The 19,495-nt window shown below is 36.2% G+C and carries 13 protein-coding genes and 1 pseudogene; 4 read left to right on the forward strand and 10 right to left on the reverse strand.

Annotation, left to right across the window (positions count from 1 at the left end; genetic code table 11):
• Positions 1–2: 2 nt before the first annotated feature.
• The gene (locus tag ACSLUO_RS10010; RefSeq protein WP_448248392.1) at positions 3–1,439 is read left to right on the forward strand and encodes a DUF1501 domain-containing protein; all 1,437 of its coding nucleotides are present in this window, start codon (positions 3–5) and stop codon (positions 1,437–1,439) included.
• A 323-nt stretch (positions 1,440–1,762) separates the two neighbouring features.
• Here the strand turns inward: ACSLUO_RS10010 and ACSLUO_RS10015 are convergent, their stop codons facing one another.
• From ACSLUO_RS10015 to ACSLUO_RS10035, 5 genes are all read right to left on the reverse strand, one after another.
• The gene (locus tag ACSLUO_RS10015) at positions 1,763–2,776 is read right to left on the reverse strand and encodes a LacI family DNA-binding transcriptional regulator (protein ID WP_448248393.1); all 1,014 of its coding nucleotides are present in this window, start codon (positions 2,774–2,776) and stop codon (positions 1,763–1,765) included.
• On the reverse strand, positions 2,773–3,810 hold the full coding sequence (locus ACSLUO_RS10020; RefSeq protein WP_448248394.1) for a LacI family DNA-binding transcriptional regulator: 1,038 nt from the start codon (positions 3,808–3,810) through the stop codon (positions 2,773–2,775). The genes ACSLUO_RS10015 and ACSLUO_RS10020 overlap by 4 nt, the downstream gene beginning before the upstream one ends.
• 604 nt (positions 3,811–4,414) lie before the next feature.
• Positions 4,415–4,906: a hypothetical protein gene (locus ACSLUO_RS10025; RefSeq protein WP_448248395.1), complete on the reverse strand. Its 492-nt coding sequence runs from the start codon at positions 4,904–4,906 to the stop codon at positions 4,415–4,417.
• 282 nt (positions 4,907–5,188) lie between these two features.
• Positions 5,189–5,338: a hypothetical protein gene (locus tag ACSLUO_RS10030; RefSeq protein WP_448248396.1), complete on the reverse strand. Its 150-nt coding sequence runs from the start codon at positions 5,336–5,338 to the stop codon at positions 5,189–5,191.
• 120 nt (positions 5,339–5,458) lie between these two features.
• Positions 5,459–6,199, reverse strand: a complete 741-nt coding sequence (locus tag ACSLUO_RS10035) for an NAD(P)-dependent oxidoreductase (protein ID WP_448248397.1) — start codon at positions 6,197–6,199, stop codon at positions 5,459–5,461.
• A 94-nt stretch (positions 6,200–6,293) separates the two neighbouring features.
• On the opposite strand from ACSLUO_RS10035, the gene ACSLUO_RS10040 reads away from it, so the two are divergent.
• Positions 6,294–7,193 carry a LysR family transcriptional regulator gene (locus ACSLUO_RS10040; RefSeq protein WP_448248398.1) on the forward strand — a complete coding sequence of 300 codons (900 nt, stop codon included), beginning with the start codon at positions 6,294–6,296 and terminating at the stop codon, positions 7,191–7,193.
• Positions 7,194–7,251: 58 nt separating this feature from the next.
• Here the strand turns inward: ACSLUO_RS10040 and ACSLUO_RS10045 are convergent.
• The 5 genes and pseudogenes from ACSLUO_RS10045 to ACSLUO_RS10065 form a co-directional block, all read right to left on the reverse strand.
• Positions 7,252–8,288: pseudogene (locus ACSLUO_RS10045) on the reverse strand (IS481 family transposase).
• Between the two features lie 117 nt (positions 8,289–8,405).
• On the reverse strand, positions 8,406–8,951 hold the full coding sequence (locus ACSLUO_RS10050; protein ID WP_448248399.1) for an outer membrane beta-barrel protein: 546 nt from the start codon (positions 8,949–8,951) through the stop codon (positions 8,406–8,408).
• Between the two features lie 61 nt (positions 8,952–9,012).
• Positions 9,013–9,543, reverse strand: coding sequence for a DUF8051 family protein (locus ACSLUO_RS10055; RefSeq protein WP_448248400.1), 531 nt, complete (start codon positions 9,541–9,543; stop codon positions 9,013–9,015).
• A 12-nt stretch (positions 9,544–9,555) separates the two neighbouring features.
• Positions 9,556–11,055 (reverse strand): S41 family peptidase, encoded by a 1,500-nt coding sequence (locus ACSLUO_RS10060; protein ID WP_448248401.1) that lies wholly within the window; start codon positions 11,053–11,055, stop codon positions 9,556–9,558.
• Positions 11,056–11,308: 253 nt separating this feature from the next.
• Complete coding sequence (locus tag ACSLUO_RS10065) at positions 11,309–12,526, reverse strand: helix-turn-helix domain-containing protein (RefSeq protein ID WP_448248402.1); 1,218 nt, start codon at positions 12,524–12,526, stop codon at positions 11,309–11,311.
• A 102-nt stretch (positions 12,527–12,628) separates the two neighbouring features.
• On the opposite strand from ACSLUO_RS10065, the gene ACSLUO_RS10070 reads away from it, so the two are divergent.
• Together ACSLUO_RS10070 and ACSLUO_RS10075 are read left to right on the forward strand one after the other, a co-directional pair.
• The gene (locus ACSLUO_RS10070; RefSeq protein ID WP_448248403.1) at positions 12,629–13,288 is read left to right on the forward strand and encodes a Vat family streptogramin A O-acetyltransferase; all 660 of its coding nucleotides are present in this window, start codon (positions 12,629–12,631) and stop codon (positions 13,286–13,288) included.
• Between the two features lie 703 nt (positions 13,289–13,991).
• A complete protein-coding gene (locus ACSLUO_RS10075) occupies positions 13,992–19,490 on the forward strand; it encodes an Ig-like domain-containing protein (RefSeq protein WP_448248404.1) in 5,499 nt (1,832 codons plus the stop codon).
• The last annotated feature ends 5 nt before the right edge of the window (positions 19,491–19,495 follow it).

The following is a 19,495-nucleotide window of genomic DNA, read 5'->3' on the forward strand; positions in this document are numbered from 1 at the left end:
TCATGAATAGACGAAATTTTATTAAAAGTTCCTTATACGGACTTTCAGCAGCACAATTAGCAAATATCCCAAACATTGCACAAGCGAAAGACTTATCGCAAGCATTAGGACAAGGTGCTTCGCCTGAGTTAAATGGCATATTGGGCGCGCCGCATATACCGGCAAAAGCTAAACGCGCAATTTATTTGTTTCAAAGTGGTGGCCCGTCACAACTAGAAACTTTTGACTATAAGCCGATGTTAGATAAGCGCCATGGCCAGCAATTACCTGCAGAAGTACGTGGTGAGCAAGTATTAACCGGTATGAGTGCCGAACAAACATCGTTACCTTTAGCCCGCTCAATTTTTGACTTTAAGCAACACGGGGAAAGTGGTGCTTGGGTCAGTGAGTTATTACCACATACCGCCGAAATTGTTGACGATTTGTGCATAGTAAAATCTATGCACACCGATTCAATTAATCATGATCCTGCGATCACTTTTTTACAAACAGGTTTCCCAATCCCAGGTAGACCCAGTATTGGTGCTTGGTTAAGCTATGGTTTAGGAACAGATAATCCAAATCTTCCGCCGTTTATTGTCATGGTATCCAGTAATGGTGGCGGTCAACCGCTCTATTCTAGATTATGGGGCAATGGCTTCTTGCCTTCTATTCACCAAGGGGTGCAATTTAGAGGCGGTAAAGATCCTGTATTATACCTTAATAATCCAAGCGGCTTAACAACACAAGATCGGAGAGGACTACTAAAACACTTTAGTCAGTTACAAAAACTACAACACGAAGAGTGGCAAGATAACGAAATTAAATCTCGCTTAGCTCAATATGAAATGGCAGAGCGAATGCAAGCCTCCGTACCTGATGCAACGGACTTTAGTGATGAGCCTGACTGGGTATTTGATATGTACGGCCCTGACAGTAGAAAACCGGGTACTTATGCTTCCAATTGTTTATTAGCAAGACGTTTAGCCGAACGTGATGTTAAGTTTACCCAACTTTACCACCAAGGTTGGGATCATCATGACGGTTTACCTGGCGGTATTAAAAACCAGTGTAAAAATACCGACCAAGCTTCTGCTGCTTTAGTGAAAGATTTAAAACAACGAGGTTTACTTGATGACACCCTAGTTATTTGGGGCGGTGAATTTGGTCGAACCAACTATTCACAAGGCAAATTAACTGACACTAATTATGGTCGTGATCATCACCCTGGTTGTTTTACCATGTGGATGGCTGGTGGTGGCACTAAACCTGGTGTTTATGGAGAAACTGACGAGTTTGGCTATAACATAGTCAAAGATCCCGTGCATGTTCATGACTTTCATGCAACTTTGCTGCATTTAATGGGCGTTGAGCATGAAAAATTGACCTTTAAATATCAAGGTCGTCGTTTCAGGTTGACTGATGTTCATGGCAAGATCATTAAAGACATTCTAGCTTAATGAAATAGTGTTAACTAACACGAACTCGGGTTAACAAATTGGCTGAATAGCACTTTATTCAGCCAATTACCTTTATCTGACATACTGAAATTATTTAACCTGAACTCGGTTTAATGGGTTTTGTAATAGTCTGAATTATAATAAATAATTTTAAAATTCACCTACTTGTTTTGTTGCACTTAGTTTGTGTTAGACTCAATGATGAAATTTAAGTGGATATCAAGGCGTTTTTTCGCATTAATAGCTGGCTATTAGAAGGAAAAATAACGTAGATAGGCGCTTAAATAGCGTTATTGAGCAAAATGGCTTAAACCGAATTCAGGTTATCTAGTTTTTACTGTACTAACCGATTGATTTTTAATTAGAGTCGGTTGAAATTTATTTTCTGACTCATCAATATACAAATGTGCGCTTTTCACCAATTGTAAAGATAACTTTGTTGCTCTAGCTGCAATGTCGGCGACAGGAGTATATATAGTGGCAAATGTAGGACGGCAAATTTTACTATACAATGAGCCGTTAAAACCTATCACTGAAACATCTTCTGGTACTTTAATACCTTGTTCTTGTAAAAAGGTAATTACGCCATAAGCGGTGGCATCATTTAAACAGGCTATCGCTGTAAACTTCTGCCCTGATGCTAATAAATTATAAGCCGCTGCTCTACCACCTTCAACAGAGCCATTACTCAATTCAATTAAACTCGGGGGTAGTATAATATTGGCTTCAGCTAACCTTGTTTTAATACCATCTAGCCGTTTGCAAGAATTTAGCAGTGAATGAGGTAAATCTATGATCGCAATATGATTGTGATGATTATTCAGCAAATAGGTTGCCATCATCGTTCCCGCTAAAAAGTCATCTAAAAAAACACAGCGGTCGGCTATGGCCGGAATATAACGATCTATTAATGTTAACCCTGGTACTTTGCTCGCGAAGTAAATTAGCTTTTCATCACTAATTGACGGACTAAATAAAACGATAGATTGGTATCTATGTTCAACCAGAGTCTCAATTGCGGCTAATTCTTTATCGCGATTAAATGACGATGAGTTTAAAACAAGTTGTACATTCGCCGCTAACGCAATCTTTTCAATACCTTGTACCATACACGCAAAATATGGTGTGATAAGATCGGGTAAAATAACACCAATTGCTGATTTAGCAACAAACTTAATTGAGCGGGCATTGGTATTTGGGAAATACCCCATTTCCTGCATAATCTTTTGAATTATTTCCCGTTTTTTAATACTTACACCGGGCTTGTTATTGATCACTCTTGAGACTAAAGCGGTAGAAACACCTGCGGCAAAAGCGACATCTTTTATAGTTGTCATAGGGTATTAATTTTATTCTTTATGTTTACTGGCGTGGTGGTGCTATCACGTTTTATTAATATCGCAGGATATTTATACCCTACACTTTGATCAGCAAAATAACTTTCATCTTTACTAAATGCTAAAGCTAATAAAGTGGCTTTTTCTGCCATAGTAACAATAGGATATTTAATTGTGGTTAATTTGGGAAAAGTAAACTGAGCAAAATGTAAATCATCAAAACCAATAACAGATATAGTTGCTGGTACAGCATAGCCTAACTGGTTAAGTTTCGAGATAGCGCCAATTGCTATTTGGTCATTGAAACAAAATAATGCACTATAATCGACTTGTCGTTTAACTAATTCAGTAACTGCAGCTTGCCCACCATCAAAGCTATTTTCTGTCGAAACAATATATTCTGGCGATAACGTTATATTCACTTCCTGTAAAAACTGTTTAATACCAATAAGGCGTTGTGATTCGTTTTGCGATTCACCATTACTGGTAAGCATTGCAAACTTTCGATGACCTAAATCATACAGGTGTTGTGCCATTAAGTAACCGCCAGTGTGGTTATCAAACCAAACACAACGAGATTTCAATTCTGGAATATACCTGTTTAGTAAGATCAACCCTTTGATTTCTTTTGCTAATTCGATCAGTTTTTCATTAGTAAGTGAGCGGCTATGAACAATCATGGTACGGCAACCTTCTGCTCGCAACCTATTAATCGCTTCTAACTCTTTATCAGCATTTTGTGATCCTGTATTGATCAATACTTTATGCCCTAAGCCACTAGCAGTTTGTTCGATGGTATGTGCTATCACCGCAAAAAATGGATCGGATAATTGCGGGAGCACCACACCTATAGTTTGTGTTGCTTTAGTGACTAATTCGCGAGCACTGGCATTTAGCACAAAGCCTATTTCTTTAACTGCTTGTTCAACTTTATTTTTAGTTGAGATTGTTACCTTGTCAGGTGTGTTTAATACTCTAGACACGGTTGCAACAGACACATTAGCTAAGTTCGCAACATCTTTTATGGTCGGCATGAATAAATATTCAAAATCAATTATAAGAATAGTGATTTTATGTGAAAAATCAGAAATATCAAAAGGGTATATTGGTTATTTATATCAGTCCATCAAAATCTTCATATCCAATTTCGATACAGTGTGCCTAGGTTATGATTAGTACGAAAAATAAAACATATATTATCGTATATAAAAATAGATTTAAAATTTTATTACCAGCTCCCACCTGCCGTCATCTAAAAATCAATACTATCTGTATTGAAGGCAATTATAAAATAAATATCAATATTGCTTGGCAATCCTATTTCTATCTGCCCTGTTCTAGCAGTATACATTTCATCTCTAAATAGCTGTTGTTATATGGTACCGACATAATGATTAGCAAGCGCGGCAGCCGTACTTAACACTTTTATGAGGGGGTCGTTTAAAGCATGCTTAAGCTGAGAAGCGTTGGGCAATCTTGAGGTAGAACTAACTGAGCTTATTGGTCAAACTCAATTGTAGCTGGTGCTATATAATCCTTAAAAGTAGCTCCGCCAACTCGGTTTACTGTGTTTATTGGCTTCCAAAAATTGATCAGTTAAATTTGTATAAGCATTTATATACATCGGCACTTCCTTGTTCAGTGTTTGCCTTCAATTATATTGCGCACATCTTCTAATTTTGCTTGCTCTTCCGTTTGGTCAGCAGCCTTTTTATACTCGGCCTGTTTTTCTTTAGCTAAATTTTCTAATAAATTCATTTTCACATCTTCTGGAATGGCATTATCATTTATAATGGCTTCCATTTTATCGTTTATTTCTTCAATTTTATCTCTATCAAGGCCCATTCTATTATCCATTATTGCCTGATGAGCTTTTTCAAGAAACGTCATATTGTCATAAGTATTCAAATCACCATACTTTAGTGTATATAGGTTTTCTTCGTTTTTATCTTGTACCGTTTGAGTTGTTATATGCTCTCGTTGGCGGGCTTGTACAGAGATAGAAACGCTATCTTGATATTTATGATCATCCTTTGATTTTTGATTCTCTGTCAATGAATTTGTATGTAAATCATTATGACGACTATAGAAATGAGCAACATTATATGTATTAAAAGATACTGTAGACATAGAGACATGAAATAATTATGAAACTTGCAAATAACGAGCAAATAATAGGCCATATATAAAAGGTGATATCACTACTAAAAAGAATTAACATCAAATAATATGTGGCAAGGAGTTACCGTTTTATGGCAATTCGTAGCCTTATAATGAAACATAACTCTTATAACGTATAGATATTGCTACATTTAATTTATATAGGAGCAACCAAAGGTGTTAACCTTATCTTGGACAACGTTATAACCATTTGTAAAGACGTACATACTTGGTTGCTTATATATACGGTTTTTACTTGATAAAAGCATTTAATACTTGTCGGCCAAGAGTAGCCTGTGTCATATCTAAAGCTTTGGCAGCTGCTGATAACGTTACTTCTTCAGCGGTAACAAGAGAAGCTCTTGCTCTATTCCAATCAAATTTTATAGCGCGTCTATTCATGCGGTAGATATATCCGTTACGTGACTTTTTACATTAGCTAATTAACAAATATTATCGGTATTACTGAAAATTTACGGCGATACTCATAGTACAGTGACTATTTCTTTATGAAAATATAACTTAAATGTCGGTGTTATAGATTACTGGCATTTGGTTTTTCCATTGTTCCCAACAATCTACATTAAGAACCAACTGTGACATAAAATGAGCAACGTTGACTCTACTTGTTTTACCATCTCCAAAAAGTGCGCTGCAAACTGGGCTTGTATATACCTTATAATTTGATACCGATCCTTCGTTGATTAAGCTATCTGGACGAACAACAACCCATTCTATTTTATTATTTCTGTTTTCTAACCGATTTTGTAAATAATCAGCTGCCTCTTCGTTATCCGCGTGTGGTGGTAGCAATGCTCTGATCAAATTAATCACGATCGCATCAAACTTAGGTAACTTTTCGTCTGCAGCTACATTTCTGTTACCTGTTGAGTTCATCAAAATAAACTTAACGGGTTGTTGATTAACCGATGAAAAGCATATCGCAGTACAAACTCGATGCACAAACTCAGTCACTAAACGCCGAGGGTGCCCGTAAATACCTTTTAGTGTTAAATTATGGCCTAAGCAGGAAACAACCGCTCGGCAACCTTTTACTTGTGCTACTAAATCTTCAATCGACAATGTTAATAAATCGGCTTCCATAACAGATAATCGACCATCTGTTTTGAAGTTATCATCTAATGTTGACAAAAATAGTTCCTTAGAGCGGACAATAACGCTTACCTTTTCATTTTTCATGAGCAATTGTTGAACTAATAATCTTCCAGTAGCACCACTAGCCCCTACAACAAGTGTTTTCATATTACCTTCTCAAGTGTCTTCATATATTTTTATTCTACCTATACAATATAAGCATTAATACGAAACTTATTTCATAATAGGTATACATAATTGTATGAACTGGCAATCACTAATTTTCGACTGGAATCATATCCGCGCTTTTTTAGTAACCGCAGAGGAAGGTACACTTTCAGCTGCTGCAAAATCGCTAAACTCAACACAACCTACATTAAGTAGACAAGTCGGGGCGCTTGAAACTGAATTGAACATCACTTTATTTGAGCGTGTGGGGCAAAGACTTGTTTTAACTAAAAGTGGTTTAGAATTATTAGAACATGCTCGCGAAATGGCTGATGCAGCCTTAGCTTTTTCATTAGGTGCTTCTGGGCAATCTAAACAAATTGAAGGTAACGTTGTTGTTTCTGCTGGTGAATTAACTGCCGCGTACATTTTACCTAAAATCATAGCTCAATTAAGACGCATGGAACCAGGCATCACAGTTGAGGTTGTTGTAACCAATGAGCCTAGTGATTTAAAACGTCGTGAAGCAGATATTGCTATCCGAAGTTTTCACCCCAAACAGAATGATCTTATTGCTAAAAAAGTCGGAGAAGAAACTATATGGTTATATGGCGCAGCTGAATATTTAAATACGCTCCCTGAGGTAACTAATTTATCTACTCTTAAAGAAGTTCAAATTATAGGGTTTGATAGAAGTAGTACGATAACTGATATATTAAATAAACAAGGATGGAATTTATCTAAACAAAATTTTTCAATTATTACGCCATTTCAATTATTGCAGCTTGAACTATCTAAAGAAGGACAAGGATTAATATTTTTTCCAGAGCAAATGGGCGATAAAGAACCCCAATTAGTCCGAGCATTTGAGAATATGGGCCCCATAATGACGTTACCTGTTTGGTTAGTCTGTCACAAAGAACTAAGAACTAGCCTGAGAGTCAGACGAGTTTTTGATTTTATTGCCGCAAAATTACAGGCTATTTATGCTTGATTTTTAGTAGCTCAGACCTGATCGTACAGTTACCCTATTTTTAAGGTGTCTTGTCACCTTAGATTTGAGCTAAATTCTTTTCAGCCCATATCGATTTTCCATCAAGTAACGTTTCTAATGGTGTTTGTCCACAGCACTTTTTACCTTGATGAGTTCGTTCATTGTTATAGTAATCCATCTATTCGTCTAGATCTTTTTGCAATTCCTCTATTGTTGAGTAGATTTTTTTCTAAATGTTATCTGATAAAACTCGTTCAATATGGTTTTGTGAAACCGTTCACAGATCCCATTCGTTTGTGGTGACATCGCTTTTTTTGTATGGTCAATATCATTAATCGCCAGATATAACTGATAATCATGGTGCTCAACGCGACCACAATACTCAGTACCTCTGTCGGTCAATATGCGTAACATTGAAAGGTCGTGAGCCTCAAAATATGGCAGCACTTTATCATTGAGCATATCAGCAGCAGTGATTGGGGTTTTAGTAACGTAGAGCTTGGCAAAAGCTATTTTGCTGTAGGTATCGACAAAGGTTTGTTGGTATATACGGCCAACTCCTTTACAATTACCAACATAGAAGATATCTTGCGATCCAAGGTAGCCAGGATGGGCTGTTTCGATTTCGCCACAAGCTTCATCATCGTGCTTTTTCTTTTCAAGTGCGGCAACTTGTGCATCAGTAAAAATTAGCCCCTCATTGGCAAATTTATCTTCCAAAGCTTTAAGCCGCTTCTTGAAGTTTTCTAAATTATTTCGTAACCAAATTGAGCGAACCTCACTACCTGAGACGAAGACACCCTGTTTACGTAATTCATTGCTTGTTCTATGATGGCCGTGAGCTGGTTGCTCAATAGCATAAGCTAAAACTGCTTTTACAGTTTATTCATCAACACGATTTTTGATATTTGGGGTTCGTCGATTCTTTTCTATCAATGCATCAATACCACCTTCTTTGACTAGTTCTTGATACCGATAAAATGTGTCTCGTGATACACCCATGACTTTGCAGGCTCTTGAAACATTGTTTAATTCTTCAGCTAAGTTAAATAAACCAGCTTTGTGTTTAATGATTGGGTTGTTAGTATGCAACATGAGAGTTACCTTTTTTGTTTAAATTAAAGATTCGACACCTTTAATAAAAACGGGTAACTCTCAACTTTTCAAGTCAATGTGTCAGATTAAGTCGGAACTAATACATATGAGTTTTTACTAAAACAGGTAACCTACCTTAAAAACAGAATACAAGCCTCCTGTGTTTATCTTGGAATCAAATAGTGTTACTTCAGCATCACTGTATCTTACTTCAGCACCAATAAAAATTTGGTTATCGAACTTCCAATTTACACCTGTTGCTAACCAATATCCTGTATCATCGTCATCTTGCTTTTCTATTTGATTATTAATAATTTTTTTACGCTCGGCTACAGCAAGGTTAATACCGCCACCAACATAAGGCTCAATATTGTTAAAAAGCCAGTATTTTCTAATACCAAGATGTAAACCGCCAGTAACTCTTTCTATCTTCCGATGTTCACTTTTTATTTCTTCACCTGAAGACATGAGATCTACAGCGATACTTACAGGCCAGCTTTTACGTTTTATGTCTAAATTAATACCAAATGCTGGGTGCTTATTGTCTACAAAATCATCTTTGTCTAAATGTTTTTTACCCAACAAGATAGAAATTCTATTTTCCCAATGTTCTTCAGCTAACGCTAGTTTATTAGGTATTACAGCTAGTAATAAAGTTGTCACTGAAATAGTAATTATGTTTTTTTAAATACATGATGTTTCCTTAATAAAATGTAAGATAAGATTATTGGCTTGAATGTATGGCTGAATATGTCGAAAAAATAACAACACCGTTTCCTATAAGTACTAATATCAAAGTACAAAGAGGCGATAATTTTTTAACCATGTTTTTATTTTGTGAATATGTTGCATTATTTATGCGTTTTTCAAATTTGTAACCTTCAATAAAAAGCATTATGCCAGCACCTATTCCAATAATTTCTATTGTCATTAATGCCGTTGACATAACTGATGGTGTTTGTGGGAATATGGAAAGTAGATCCAAAATATAAACTGCAATGTAAACGAGGGCTAATATTTTTGATACCTTAGCTGTAGCTTGATAATTGTTGATTGCTAAAGGTATAAATAATATAGAGCACATCACTAATGCGGTTAACAAAGCATTAAAGGCGACTAAAATCAAAGTATCAATATGAGAGAAATCTCTATTTTCAATCATGCCACCTGGTATTAATAAAATTAATAATAAGGCATTTAATATTAAGAAAAATGCTATTGTTTTATTATGTAATTGCTGGATAAATGAATACATGTCAACGTTCTCCTATTGAGTCAATAATTCAATTGCCATTTCTATACCAGCATCAACTTCTAGTGCTCTATGGTGTAAAGTAAAAAACGGTACTTCAACATCCACTGGTACACCGGTATGTTCAAACCACTCTCCTGTGGGGCTCAGATAAAACTCATTTGATAAGCCTATTTCAACGTTATTTGGTAAATGAAAAGATAAAATATCGGAAAATGAGCCTTGTGTTGCTTCGCCTACAATAGTTACGTTATTTAATTGTTTCATTGATAACGTAAATGTTTCTGCAGCGGAAATTGTATTGGCACTTGTTAATAAAATAACAGGTGACAAATATTGAATTTCATTACTAGGGTTAATATACACATCTGCTAATGGAGAGCGATGTTCATTTAATCTTGCTTGTTTACTATAAATATGTGTGTTTGATGCACTAACAAAACGACTTGCAATAGCTAAACTAATATAATCACTACCTCCATTATTTGTTCTAATATCAAGTATTAACCCTTGAGTGTTGGATAAATCATTAAGTGCTAAATTTAACGCAGCATTTAGGTTGTTTAATGAATCTTGAGCATGCTCAATATCCTCAGCGTCTTCAGGTAAATTGCTATAACCAGTCATTGCTCCAATATAAAGATAACCTATACCTTCGTTTTCAAACCAACGTAGCAGTCCGTTTTCAGCTGTTTTTATTTCTTCATCTGCACGGGCGTAATTGTTTATTAGTTCCCATTGCAATGCATACATTTGGGTAATATAAGCATTCAAATTATCAATCAATGTTTCACTTAATAACTCGACAGGAATCGGAAAAGGTAAATCATTAAGCGCTGCAAATTCTTCTACAAGTATCTGAGGTAGTGTTGGTTTATTGGTAATGTTATAAACATCAATACCCTCTGAATTGATGACTTGAATATGTGTGTCGGCTAATGGTGCAACCATTTCAACCATAATATTAAGTAACTCTTCTTCGGTTGTTTCAGACGTAAGTTTTTGAGTTGCTGTATGGTATAAGTTGTCTATGTCAACATTTTTAGTTTCGAAATCGAAGTAGTAGTTTTTAAATAATTCATGAAATATTGCCAAATCTTGTTCGTAGTTTTGCTGATAACCTGACGTTCCTACTTTATGAAGTAAATTTGTTTGGCAAGCTTCAGGCAATTCGTTAATCTTTTTATACGTCATCCCCGGTGCTGAAAAGGTTTCAGTACCATAACCGCCAAATAATTCTAACTGTGAATTAGCCTCCGTCAGCCTAATAACGCGTTCAATATCATTGGTACTAACATCAGCATTAGCGTCTTCAAGTAAGCAGTAGTTAGTTGTATACGCATAAGCATTCACTTTGTTATTCATAATATGGAAAACTGATCCATATTCAGGGGCTTGCCAAATACCTTGATACTTTTCATCAATACTGTTTTCACTATTGTTTGATGAACTGCTATTACAAGCTGCCATACTTAGTGTAAAAATACCGATGCATACATGTTTTATTATTTTCATGTGTGATCCTTATAATATTTTAAATGAGGTTGTTTACCTTCAGCTTGTTTGATTAACGAAAAGATACGCGTAACCTTATTAACTGAAAGTGGTAGTATTGTGTGTGAGTTTTTAAGTAAAGGTGTATTAGTAAGTAAGTGAGGACAGTTAATTGGCTGTTATAGTAAAAGATATTACATAAAACTTTGATTTTTATCTTATTTTTTAACTGTCTTATCTTATAGGAAAGAACAATAATGTTTGTTTATAAAAATTATTTCTTGTTTTTATATTGAATTGGCGTAACACCAACGTACTTTTTAAAGGCTGAATAAAAAGCAGAACGAGAGTTAAATCCGGCATCAATAGCAATATCAATAACACTTTTGTTTTTTAATTTTGGTTCATGAAGTTGCTGTTTTGCATAGTCGATACGTTGTTTATTTATATAATCGAAAAAACTCATCTTATATATTGAATTTAATGTTTGAGATAAATAATTCGGTGATACTGTTAATTTATCTGCCAACTGTGGCATGCTTAAATTAGGTTCTAAATACATCTGAGTTGCTTTCATTAAATCGTCTAACTTAGTAGCTATGCGTTGCATGTCATCGTTAGACAGTGCCGATTTAAGATACTTTGCTTTAGTTGACGTGTTATATGAAGTGGCTTCTACCTTTTCCTCGTTGTTATTATTTTTGGATGCTGTTTTTAATTCGTTAATATATGAGCGTTCAGTACGTCGATATATTCTTGGTTGCATTAATCCCATCACACCAATATAAAATATAACTGCAACAGAAAATAACTCCATAAACCCCATCATTGACGTTACTTCTTCAGATTCTTGGAAAAAAATTAATATGGATATTCCTTGAATTAAACCGAATAAGAATAGCCATAATAAGTTTGTTAACCAAAGTAGTGTTATACGTTCTCGATAAGAAAAAATATTTTTTAACTGACTTTTATGTTCAAGCAACATTTTAATACTAAGAAAAATATAAACACAAAAACTGCTAATTTTGATAACGGTTTGGCAACTAACGCTATAAAAAGCAATGCTTGGCCATTCTGTTGATATTACGCCATTTTTCATTAACGTAAGTTTAGTGTCAAAATCCATTAACCAATAAGGTATTGATAAAAGTATGCACAAGAAAAAAATTGAATAATGTTTAAGAATGACATGATTACAATTGTTCATTTCAGGATGAGTAGCTTGCCTTACATACCAATATAGAGCGATACCGACGCAAGCATCAAATGGCAAGTTAATACCTACCACTGCAGGAAATTGAAAAATATACTGAGTGTCTATTAAAAATTTTTGTATAATTTCTACACTAAAGGCAATTAAAATAATTGAAAGATGTATGTTAATTTTTCTACTTTTTTGACTGCGAAAATAGAGTAAAATGGCAAAAACAATGCCTTGCCCAGCAGCGAGAAATAAAAATAATGAGTTTAAGTTGACAATAGGCATCATTAATTTCAATAGATTAGATATCAATTGTATATTTTATATTGATTTAAAATATAACTCAGTAATTTTTTAATTAGTGGCACTGGCTATTGGTTTAAGTTCTATATGACATTTAATTTCAAGGAGCATAATTTGTACGGTCCTAACCCAAATGATAAAGAACCAATGAAAGGATTTCCACAAGTTGGTTATCTCAAAAACTTTATTAAAAGTGAGAATATCATCGTTGGAGATTATACCTATTACGATGATCCCGAAGGCCCCGAAAACTTTGAAAATAATGTTCTTTATCACTTTCCATTTATTGGTGATAAATTAATTATCGGAAAGTTTTGTGCAATAGCTAAAAATGTTAAGTTTATTATGAATGGAGCCAACCATAAAACGTCAGGTTTTTCTACCTATCCATTTCAGATCTTTGGTAATGGTTGGGAAAAAGTTATGCCTGAAGAAGGTAGCCTGCCATACAAAGGTGATACAGAAATAGGTAATGATGTCTGGATTGGTTACGATGCAACCATAATGCCTGGAGTAAAAATTGGGCATGGCGCTATAATAGCTAGTAAATCTGTTGTCACAAAGGATGTACCTGATTACAGTGTTGTAGGCGGTAATCCTGCGCAAACATTAAAATATAGGTTTGATCAAAAAACTATCGACGAGTTATTAGAATTATCATGGTGGGATTGGCCTGTTGAAAAAATATCTATCTATTTACATCTAATTGTTGATTCTGACATTTCAAAATTAAAAGAAGTTAAATAGATCTCTAACAAAGGGATAGCTTTCAGGTTCAGGATCGTTGTAAATGTACCCATAAATAAAACTGTACTAGATAATACCATCGATTGATTCAACTAAATCGAAATAAACAGCAATCGTTAAGAACGAAATACATTCTCTCCTACTAGCCTTTTTTCTTATCTCACCAGCATATCATCAGCAATAAAAGATAAAGATAAAGATAAAGATAAAGATAAAGATAATTTATACACCGAACCATTTTAAGAACTTTCTAAATTGGTTAATAAAAGGCGATTGTCAAACACTTAACGCTGACAAACAGGCTAATATTAAGCTTCATTTAATTATATTGTTGATATTTGTTCCACGGACGTATCAACATGGTAGCCCTTTAATTTTCTACGTTACAAAAATATGTAATAAGGCTATTCCCACCAAAAAATAAAATGTAAATCGCTTACATTTCATTTAACCGACTTCAGATAAATAATTAATTATAGTTATTTAGTAAAAAACAAAACCGAAAGAGTAAATTTAAAACAACCATAAAAACAATAATCTACAATACAAATACCATAAAAACCCTATCAGAGAGATTAATTTCATTACTACTCAGACTTGTTTTACCGATGTGTAACGATTACATTATATTGTTAACAATATAATGTAATCAAAATAGAATTATTAAAAGTACACAATAATAACGTCAAAAAGAGGTAGTGTTATGAAGATATATAGGGGGGTAGCGTTATTGGCCGCACTGAGTATTAGCTCAGCGCCGACAATAGCAGCTCAAGTAAAAGTTGATATTAACTTAGACACAAAACACGAAGTTAAGGGTGTTTCAGATTTTAATCGAAAAAAACATATTACTGTTCACTCAGCCTTGACCGAAACCGATTGGCAAGGTGAAGCTGACACCATGAATTACCTAATGAACGATCTAGATGTTTATTTTGGTCGTGATAACGGTATGGCTTCTTGGATATTCAAAGCGACCGCACAAGATCCTGAAAATCCAGGTAAACCACATATTGCCGATTTAACTAATTTTGGTAAATGGCACAAAGAAAACATGTACGATAATTTAGCCGAATCTGTACGTGCATATGAAGTCCGTAGTGATGAAATGATCATGGGGATCACACCACACGGCCCTTTCCCAACACAATCATACTGGCCAAAAGATTTAGCGGGTAAAGACGACGAAGCAGGTAAATATGTACTTCGCAATATCGCTGATGGCGCAGAATGGGTTGGTGAATATCTCGATCAATTTTTCCGTAAGGACGGCGAAACCAGCGGTGTATTAATGCCAAAATATTGGGAAGTAATTAACGAACCTGATATGGATATTAACGTTGGTCGAACCTTTGTAATGTCAAGCTTTGAACAACTCTTTGAATACCACAATTTAGTCGCTCAAGAAATTAAAGCCAAGTTACCAGAAGATCAACGTCCACTTGTAGGTGGGATGACTTGGGGTTTACACGATTTAGAAAAACCAGATCTGTCTGAACGATTTCCAACGCAAGAAAGAGCTGTTCGTAACCGGTACTCCTATGAACCAGGTGAACTAGAAGACTTTTTACAAGCGATCACAAGCTCAGAATATTGGGCAACGCAAGATGATACCTATTTCCAATGGGATGCGATCTGGAAAGGTTTTATGGATGCCTCTGGTGAAAACATGGATTTTTACTCACTGCATTTATATGACTGGGCACAATTAGGTGATAATCCACGTCAAGGTAGCACATTCCGTCGTGGTATGAAAACCGAAGCTATTTTAGATATGGTTGAATGGTATGACGCACAAGTTAACGGTGCTGACAATCTTAAACCTTGGGTTATTTCAGAATACGGTGCAATTGCCTCAAAGCATGGCAAACTAGAATTTCTAGCAAATGACTATCGCTATTCAGATTGGTTACACCTAAGAACGTTTAACCAAATGTTTATGCAAATATTAAGACGCCCTGCTCAAGTGGTAAAATCAATGCCATTTGCACCAATTAAAGGTAAATGGGGACTGTTGACTGGTCCTAATGGCGAAGCTATCCGCTATGAAGCAGCATTAATGCATACAGATGAACCTTTGTCTGCTAATTATGACGATGCTGAGTGGTATGTTACCGATAAAATTCAATGGTATGAATTATGGTCTGACGTAAAAGGTACACGTGTTGATACCCATTCAAGCGATCCAGATGTGCAAGTGGATGCTTATGTAGACGGTAATCATACCTATCTGATTCTAAATAACTTGGAGTGGTACGATATTCCAGTTGATTTAGCATTTATGGGTGCTAATGGTAATACTGTTAAAAGTGTTAAAATTAAACACTCATACTTGGCAGAAGGCTTAAGCCCAACTAACTTAGGGCGTCCAATTCTAGCTCAATCAACATTAACAAGCCTACCTGAATCAGTAACTTTAGAACCTGGTTCTACCATCATCTTAGATGTTGAATATAATGCCGATGTTGCAATTACTTCAACCATGCAAGAGAAAAAATACTATGGTGAAAGTTTAGCGGGTGCAGGTAAAGGCTTAGCAGCTAAAGGCCAAGTACATAGAATTACCGGTAATACTATGTCTGGTAATATTAATGGTGTTGTTGTGCCTGAAAATGGTGAAGCTACCTTGAGAATTGCGGCTGAATTTTATCCTTTCCATGCTGCAAAACCCAATAATAACACCTTTACCATCAACGGCCATACCTTAGCTGTACCAACTCAAGTTAACCCAAATACTAGTGGTGTTATGACTGAGCACTACGACTATATGGGACCAGAAGTTGATGAAGGTAGTGTTTCATTAAACTTAATTGAAATTCCAGTACCGTTAGAATATTTACAAGAAAACAATGTCATCACTGCGTCGGTTGCATCTGCTCGTACATTTACTGCGATCAGCTTATCAACTTGGGAAACTGAACAAGCAATCCCAAGAAGCCAAGTTCAAGCATGTGACCCTTGTATTACCGCAAGTGATTTAACCATCTCTGGTGAAAGTGATGTGTTATACAAAAATACCATAGCTTTAACCGCCAATGTTTTACCTGCCAACACCAGCAATAAAGCTGTTCATTGGACAAGCTCAAATGTATTAGTTGCAGCTGTTGACCAAAATGGTTTAGTTACTGGTACAGGTCCAGGTTCTGCAACGATCACAGCTAGCACACAAGAAGGTGTATTAGTCGCTGATCATGCTGTTAATGTAACTACAGTTCAGCCAACACATGTTGAATTAAACATTAACAATGCCACATTAGCGTTAAACGAAACACTTGCCTTAAGTGTTCAAATTGAACCGCTAAATGCGACGATCAAAAAAGTCACTTGGTCATCTTCAAATGAAGCTGTTGCAACCGTTGATGGTAAAGGTGTTGTTACTGCAGTTAGTACAGGATTAGCAGATATTACTGTCACTACTGTTGATGGTGGTATCAGCGATGTTGCCAGCATTGAAGTAACAAGTATTCCTGTTTCGTCAATTGAATTAGCTAGCAATGCAGTTATTGTTTTACCTGGCAGTTATCAAGCCGAAGCTAACCTTATCCCTGCAAATGCTACTGATAGTACGGTCACTTGGAAAACTGACAACTACACAATTGCAACGGTCGATGCTAATGGTTTGATCACGGGTGTATCTCCAGGTGCAACTAAAATCACAGCAACATCGAACGATGGCGGATTTGAGAGCAGTATCATAGTTAATGTTATTGAATCTCAATCAATTCCAGAATCTGGTTTTGTTATTGAAGCTGAGACATTAACTGCCACAGGCGGTGCATTTGGTGGTTTCGATACTAGTGCTGTTGGTATCAATAACAATCAAAGCGGCGATTGGGCTGAATATCAAGTGAATTTCGCGCAAGCGGGTGTTTATCGTTTAGCATTAGATGCAGGTACACCTACCGCTCCAGTAAATGGTGCTGAAGTATTTGTCAACGGACAATCCGCAGGCAGTGGTGACGTTGCTACAACCGGTGATTGGGATCTTATGGAAAGTAACCTGATCACTGATAACTTAGTTATTGCGACAGCGGGTACTCATACCATTCGAATTGAAAGTATTGGTGCTGATGCTAAATGGCAGTGGAATGCAGATAAAATGACTTTCATTTTAATAAGCTCTCTATCACCTGACCTAGCGCCAAGCATTGAACAGCCGACTGAGCCAGAAGAACCAACAGATCCTGAAACGCCAGCAACAGGCTCATTAACGTTAGATGATTCTAGCAAATACTTAACCACTGAATATCTTGTTGGTGGAAGTCTAACTGTATCAGCTAACTATGATGCTGGTAATAATCAAACAGTCACTTCAGGACAAGGTGGTGTTAAGTTTTTCTTACGCGAAATGACCTCAGGTTGGGGCTTGGTAAATGATGTATTAGCTTATGATGCAAGCGCAATCGGTGAAGCATCAGGCACAGCAACAGCTACACTGTCGCTGGTTGATTTAACTCCGTCTGCCGATTTACCAGCAGGTAACTTTTACTTCTTATTTGCCTCTTTCGATTCAACGGATGGCGAAACTTATAAAATTGCCGGTGTTAGCCCAATTAAGATTGTTACCGAATTAACACCTGAAGAGCCAACAGATCCAGAAGAACCGACAGATCCAGAGGTACCATCAGAGCCATCAATCAGTTTAGATAACGTTAATAAATATTTAAATACTGTCTATGGCAGAGGAACTTCAATGGACCTAAGCATTTCATTTAATGCAGGTACCGGTAATACGGTTGTTGAAAGTTCATTTGGTGGCGTGACTAGTGGTTTAATCGTTGTCTTGCAAGAGTTACGTGCAGATGGTTCACAAGTTAAGCGTGTTGTATTTGGGGAATCAAATGTTATTAATCAGCAAAATGGTGACATTAATATCAGTTTACCTTTAATACACCCAACTCAAGGTGCATTACCAACAACTGCCGAATTAAATGAAGGTCATTATTATAACTTAACCGCACGTTTTAAATCGTCAGATGGTAGTACCCAACTATTACCAAGTGTTTCACCAATTATTATTGGCGAAACAACAATTGAGCCTGAAGAGCCAACTGAACCAGAAGAACCAACTGAGCCTGAAGAGCCAGCGGATCCAAGTGAGTTAGTTGATGGTGAATCATTTACCATTGAAGCCGAAGCTTTTGATGAAACTGGTGGCCGAGTTGCCGGTGTTACTATTGGTGAAAGAGGGATCCCAACAGACCGTCGTACAGTAACTGATAGTAATCAAAATGGCGATTGGGTTGATTATTACATCGATTTCCCAACAAGTGGCTTTTATCGCATAGAAATGGTGGCTTCAAGTGCAAATGCAAACTCACAAGCCGAGTTATATCTTGATGGTGTAAGCATTACTCAAGACGTTGCTATTCATACAGGTAACCAAGGCATATTTGAAAGTTTTGTCTTAACCGATGCTACTTATGTTACAGCTGGTACCCACACTATTAGAATTGAAGCAACAACTGCTGCCGGTAATGGTTGGATGTGGTTTGGTGATACGGTTACTTTCACTGCGTTAGTAGAAAACGATGTAGTAGAAGTTGTGTCAGCATCAATAACACTTGATGAGGCTAGTTTGTATACATCGACCAATTATATGGTTGGTGGTCAATTAGAAGTAACAACCTATTTTGAAGCTGGTACAGATAATTTTGTTACCGACCAATTTTCTGGTATGCAATATATGTTACTTGAAATGACCTCAGAAGATCAGGTTGTTAATGATGTTATTGTCACTGACAGCAGCATTATTGAACTGAAAAATGGTGTGTCAACAGCAAGTATTCCATTAGCCGGATTAACGGCATCAGACAAACTTGCTAACGGTAATTATTACTTACTTACCGCGCGTTTTGGTACCACTGCTAATGGTGAACAACGTCTTGAAGCTGTTTCGCCAATAACCATAGAAGGTGATTTTGATGGTGATAAGATTGCTGATTCATTAGACCCTGATGACGACAACGACGGTGTTGATGACACTATTGATGACTTTCCTAATGATCCGGTATATGGCGTATTAGGTGATTTTGATGGTGACAATGATGTTGACCGTAAAGATATGGCTTATTTTGTTCGTGCTATTCGCAATCCTGCGTTAGTTCGTCCTGAGTTTGACCTAAACGGCGATGGCAGAGTTCACCCTAGTGATGTCAGTAAATTAAGAAGTTTATGCACACGAAGTGGTTGTGCTGAATAAAAATT

This window comes from Thalassotalea agariperforans (genome assembly GCF_053470345.1).

Bases quoted from the DNA above. Each gene is read 5' to 3' on its own strand.
- ACSLUO_RS10010 (WP_448248392.1), top strand. From the start codon at position 3: ATGAATAGACGAAATTTTATTAAAAGTTCCTTATACGGACTTTCAGCA.
- ACSLUO_RS10015 (WP_448248393.1), bottom strand. From the start codon at position 2,776: ATGACAACTATAAAAGATGTCGCTTTTGCCGCAGGTGTTTCTACCGCT.
- ACSLUO_RS10020 (WP_448248394.1), bottom strand. From the start codon at position 3,810: ATGCCGACCATAAAAGATGTTGCGAACTTAGCTAATGTGTCTGTTGCA.
- ACSLUO_RS10025 (WP_448248395.1), bottom strand. From the start codon at position 4,906: ATGTCTACAGTATCTTTTAATACATATAATGTTGCTCATTTCTATAGT.
- ACSLUO_RS10030 (WP_448248396.1), bottom strand. From the start codon at position 5,338: ATGAATAGACGCGCTATAAAATTTGATTGGAATAGAGCAAGAGCTTCT.
- ACSLUO_RS10035 (WP_448248397.1), bottom strand. From the start codon at position 6,199: ATGAAAACACTTGTTGTAGGGGCTAGTGGTGCTACTGGAAGATTATTA.
- ACSLUO_RS10040 (WP_448248398.1), top strand. From the start codon at position 6,294: ATGAACTGGCAATCACTAATTTTCGACTGGAATCATATCCGCGCTTTT.
- ACSLUO_RS10055 (WP_448248400.1), bottom strand. From the start codon at position 9,543: ATGTATTCATTTATCCAGCAATTACATAATAAAACAATAGCATTTTTC.
- ACSLUO_RS10060 (WP_448248401.1), bottom strand. From the start codon at position 11,055: ATGAAAATAATAAAACATGTATGCATCGGTATTTTTACACTAAGTATG.
- ACSLUO_RS10065 (WP_448248402.1), bottom strand. From the start codon at position 12,526: ATGATGCCTATTGTCAACTTAAACTCATTATTTTTATTTCTCGCTGCT.
- ACSLUO_RS10070 (WP_448248403.1), top strand. From the start codon at position 12,629: ATGACATTTAATTTCAAGGAGCATAATTTGTACGGTCCTAACCCAAAT.
- ACSLUO_RS10075 (WP_448248404.1), top strand. From the start codon at position 13,992: ATGAAGATATATAGGGGGGTAGCGTTATTGGCCGCACTGAGTATTAGC.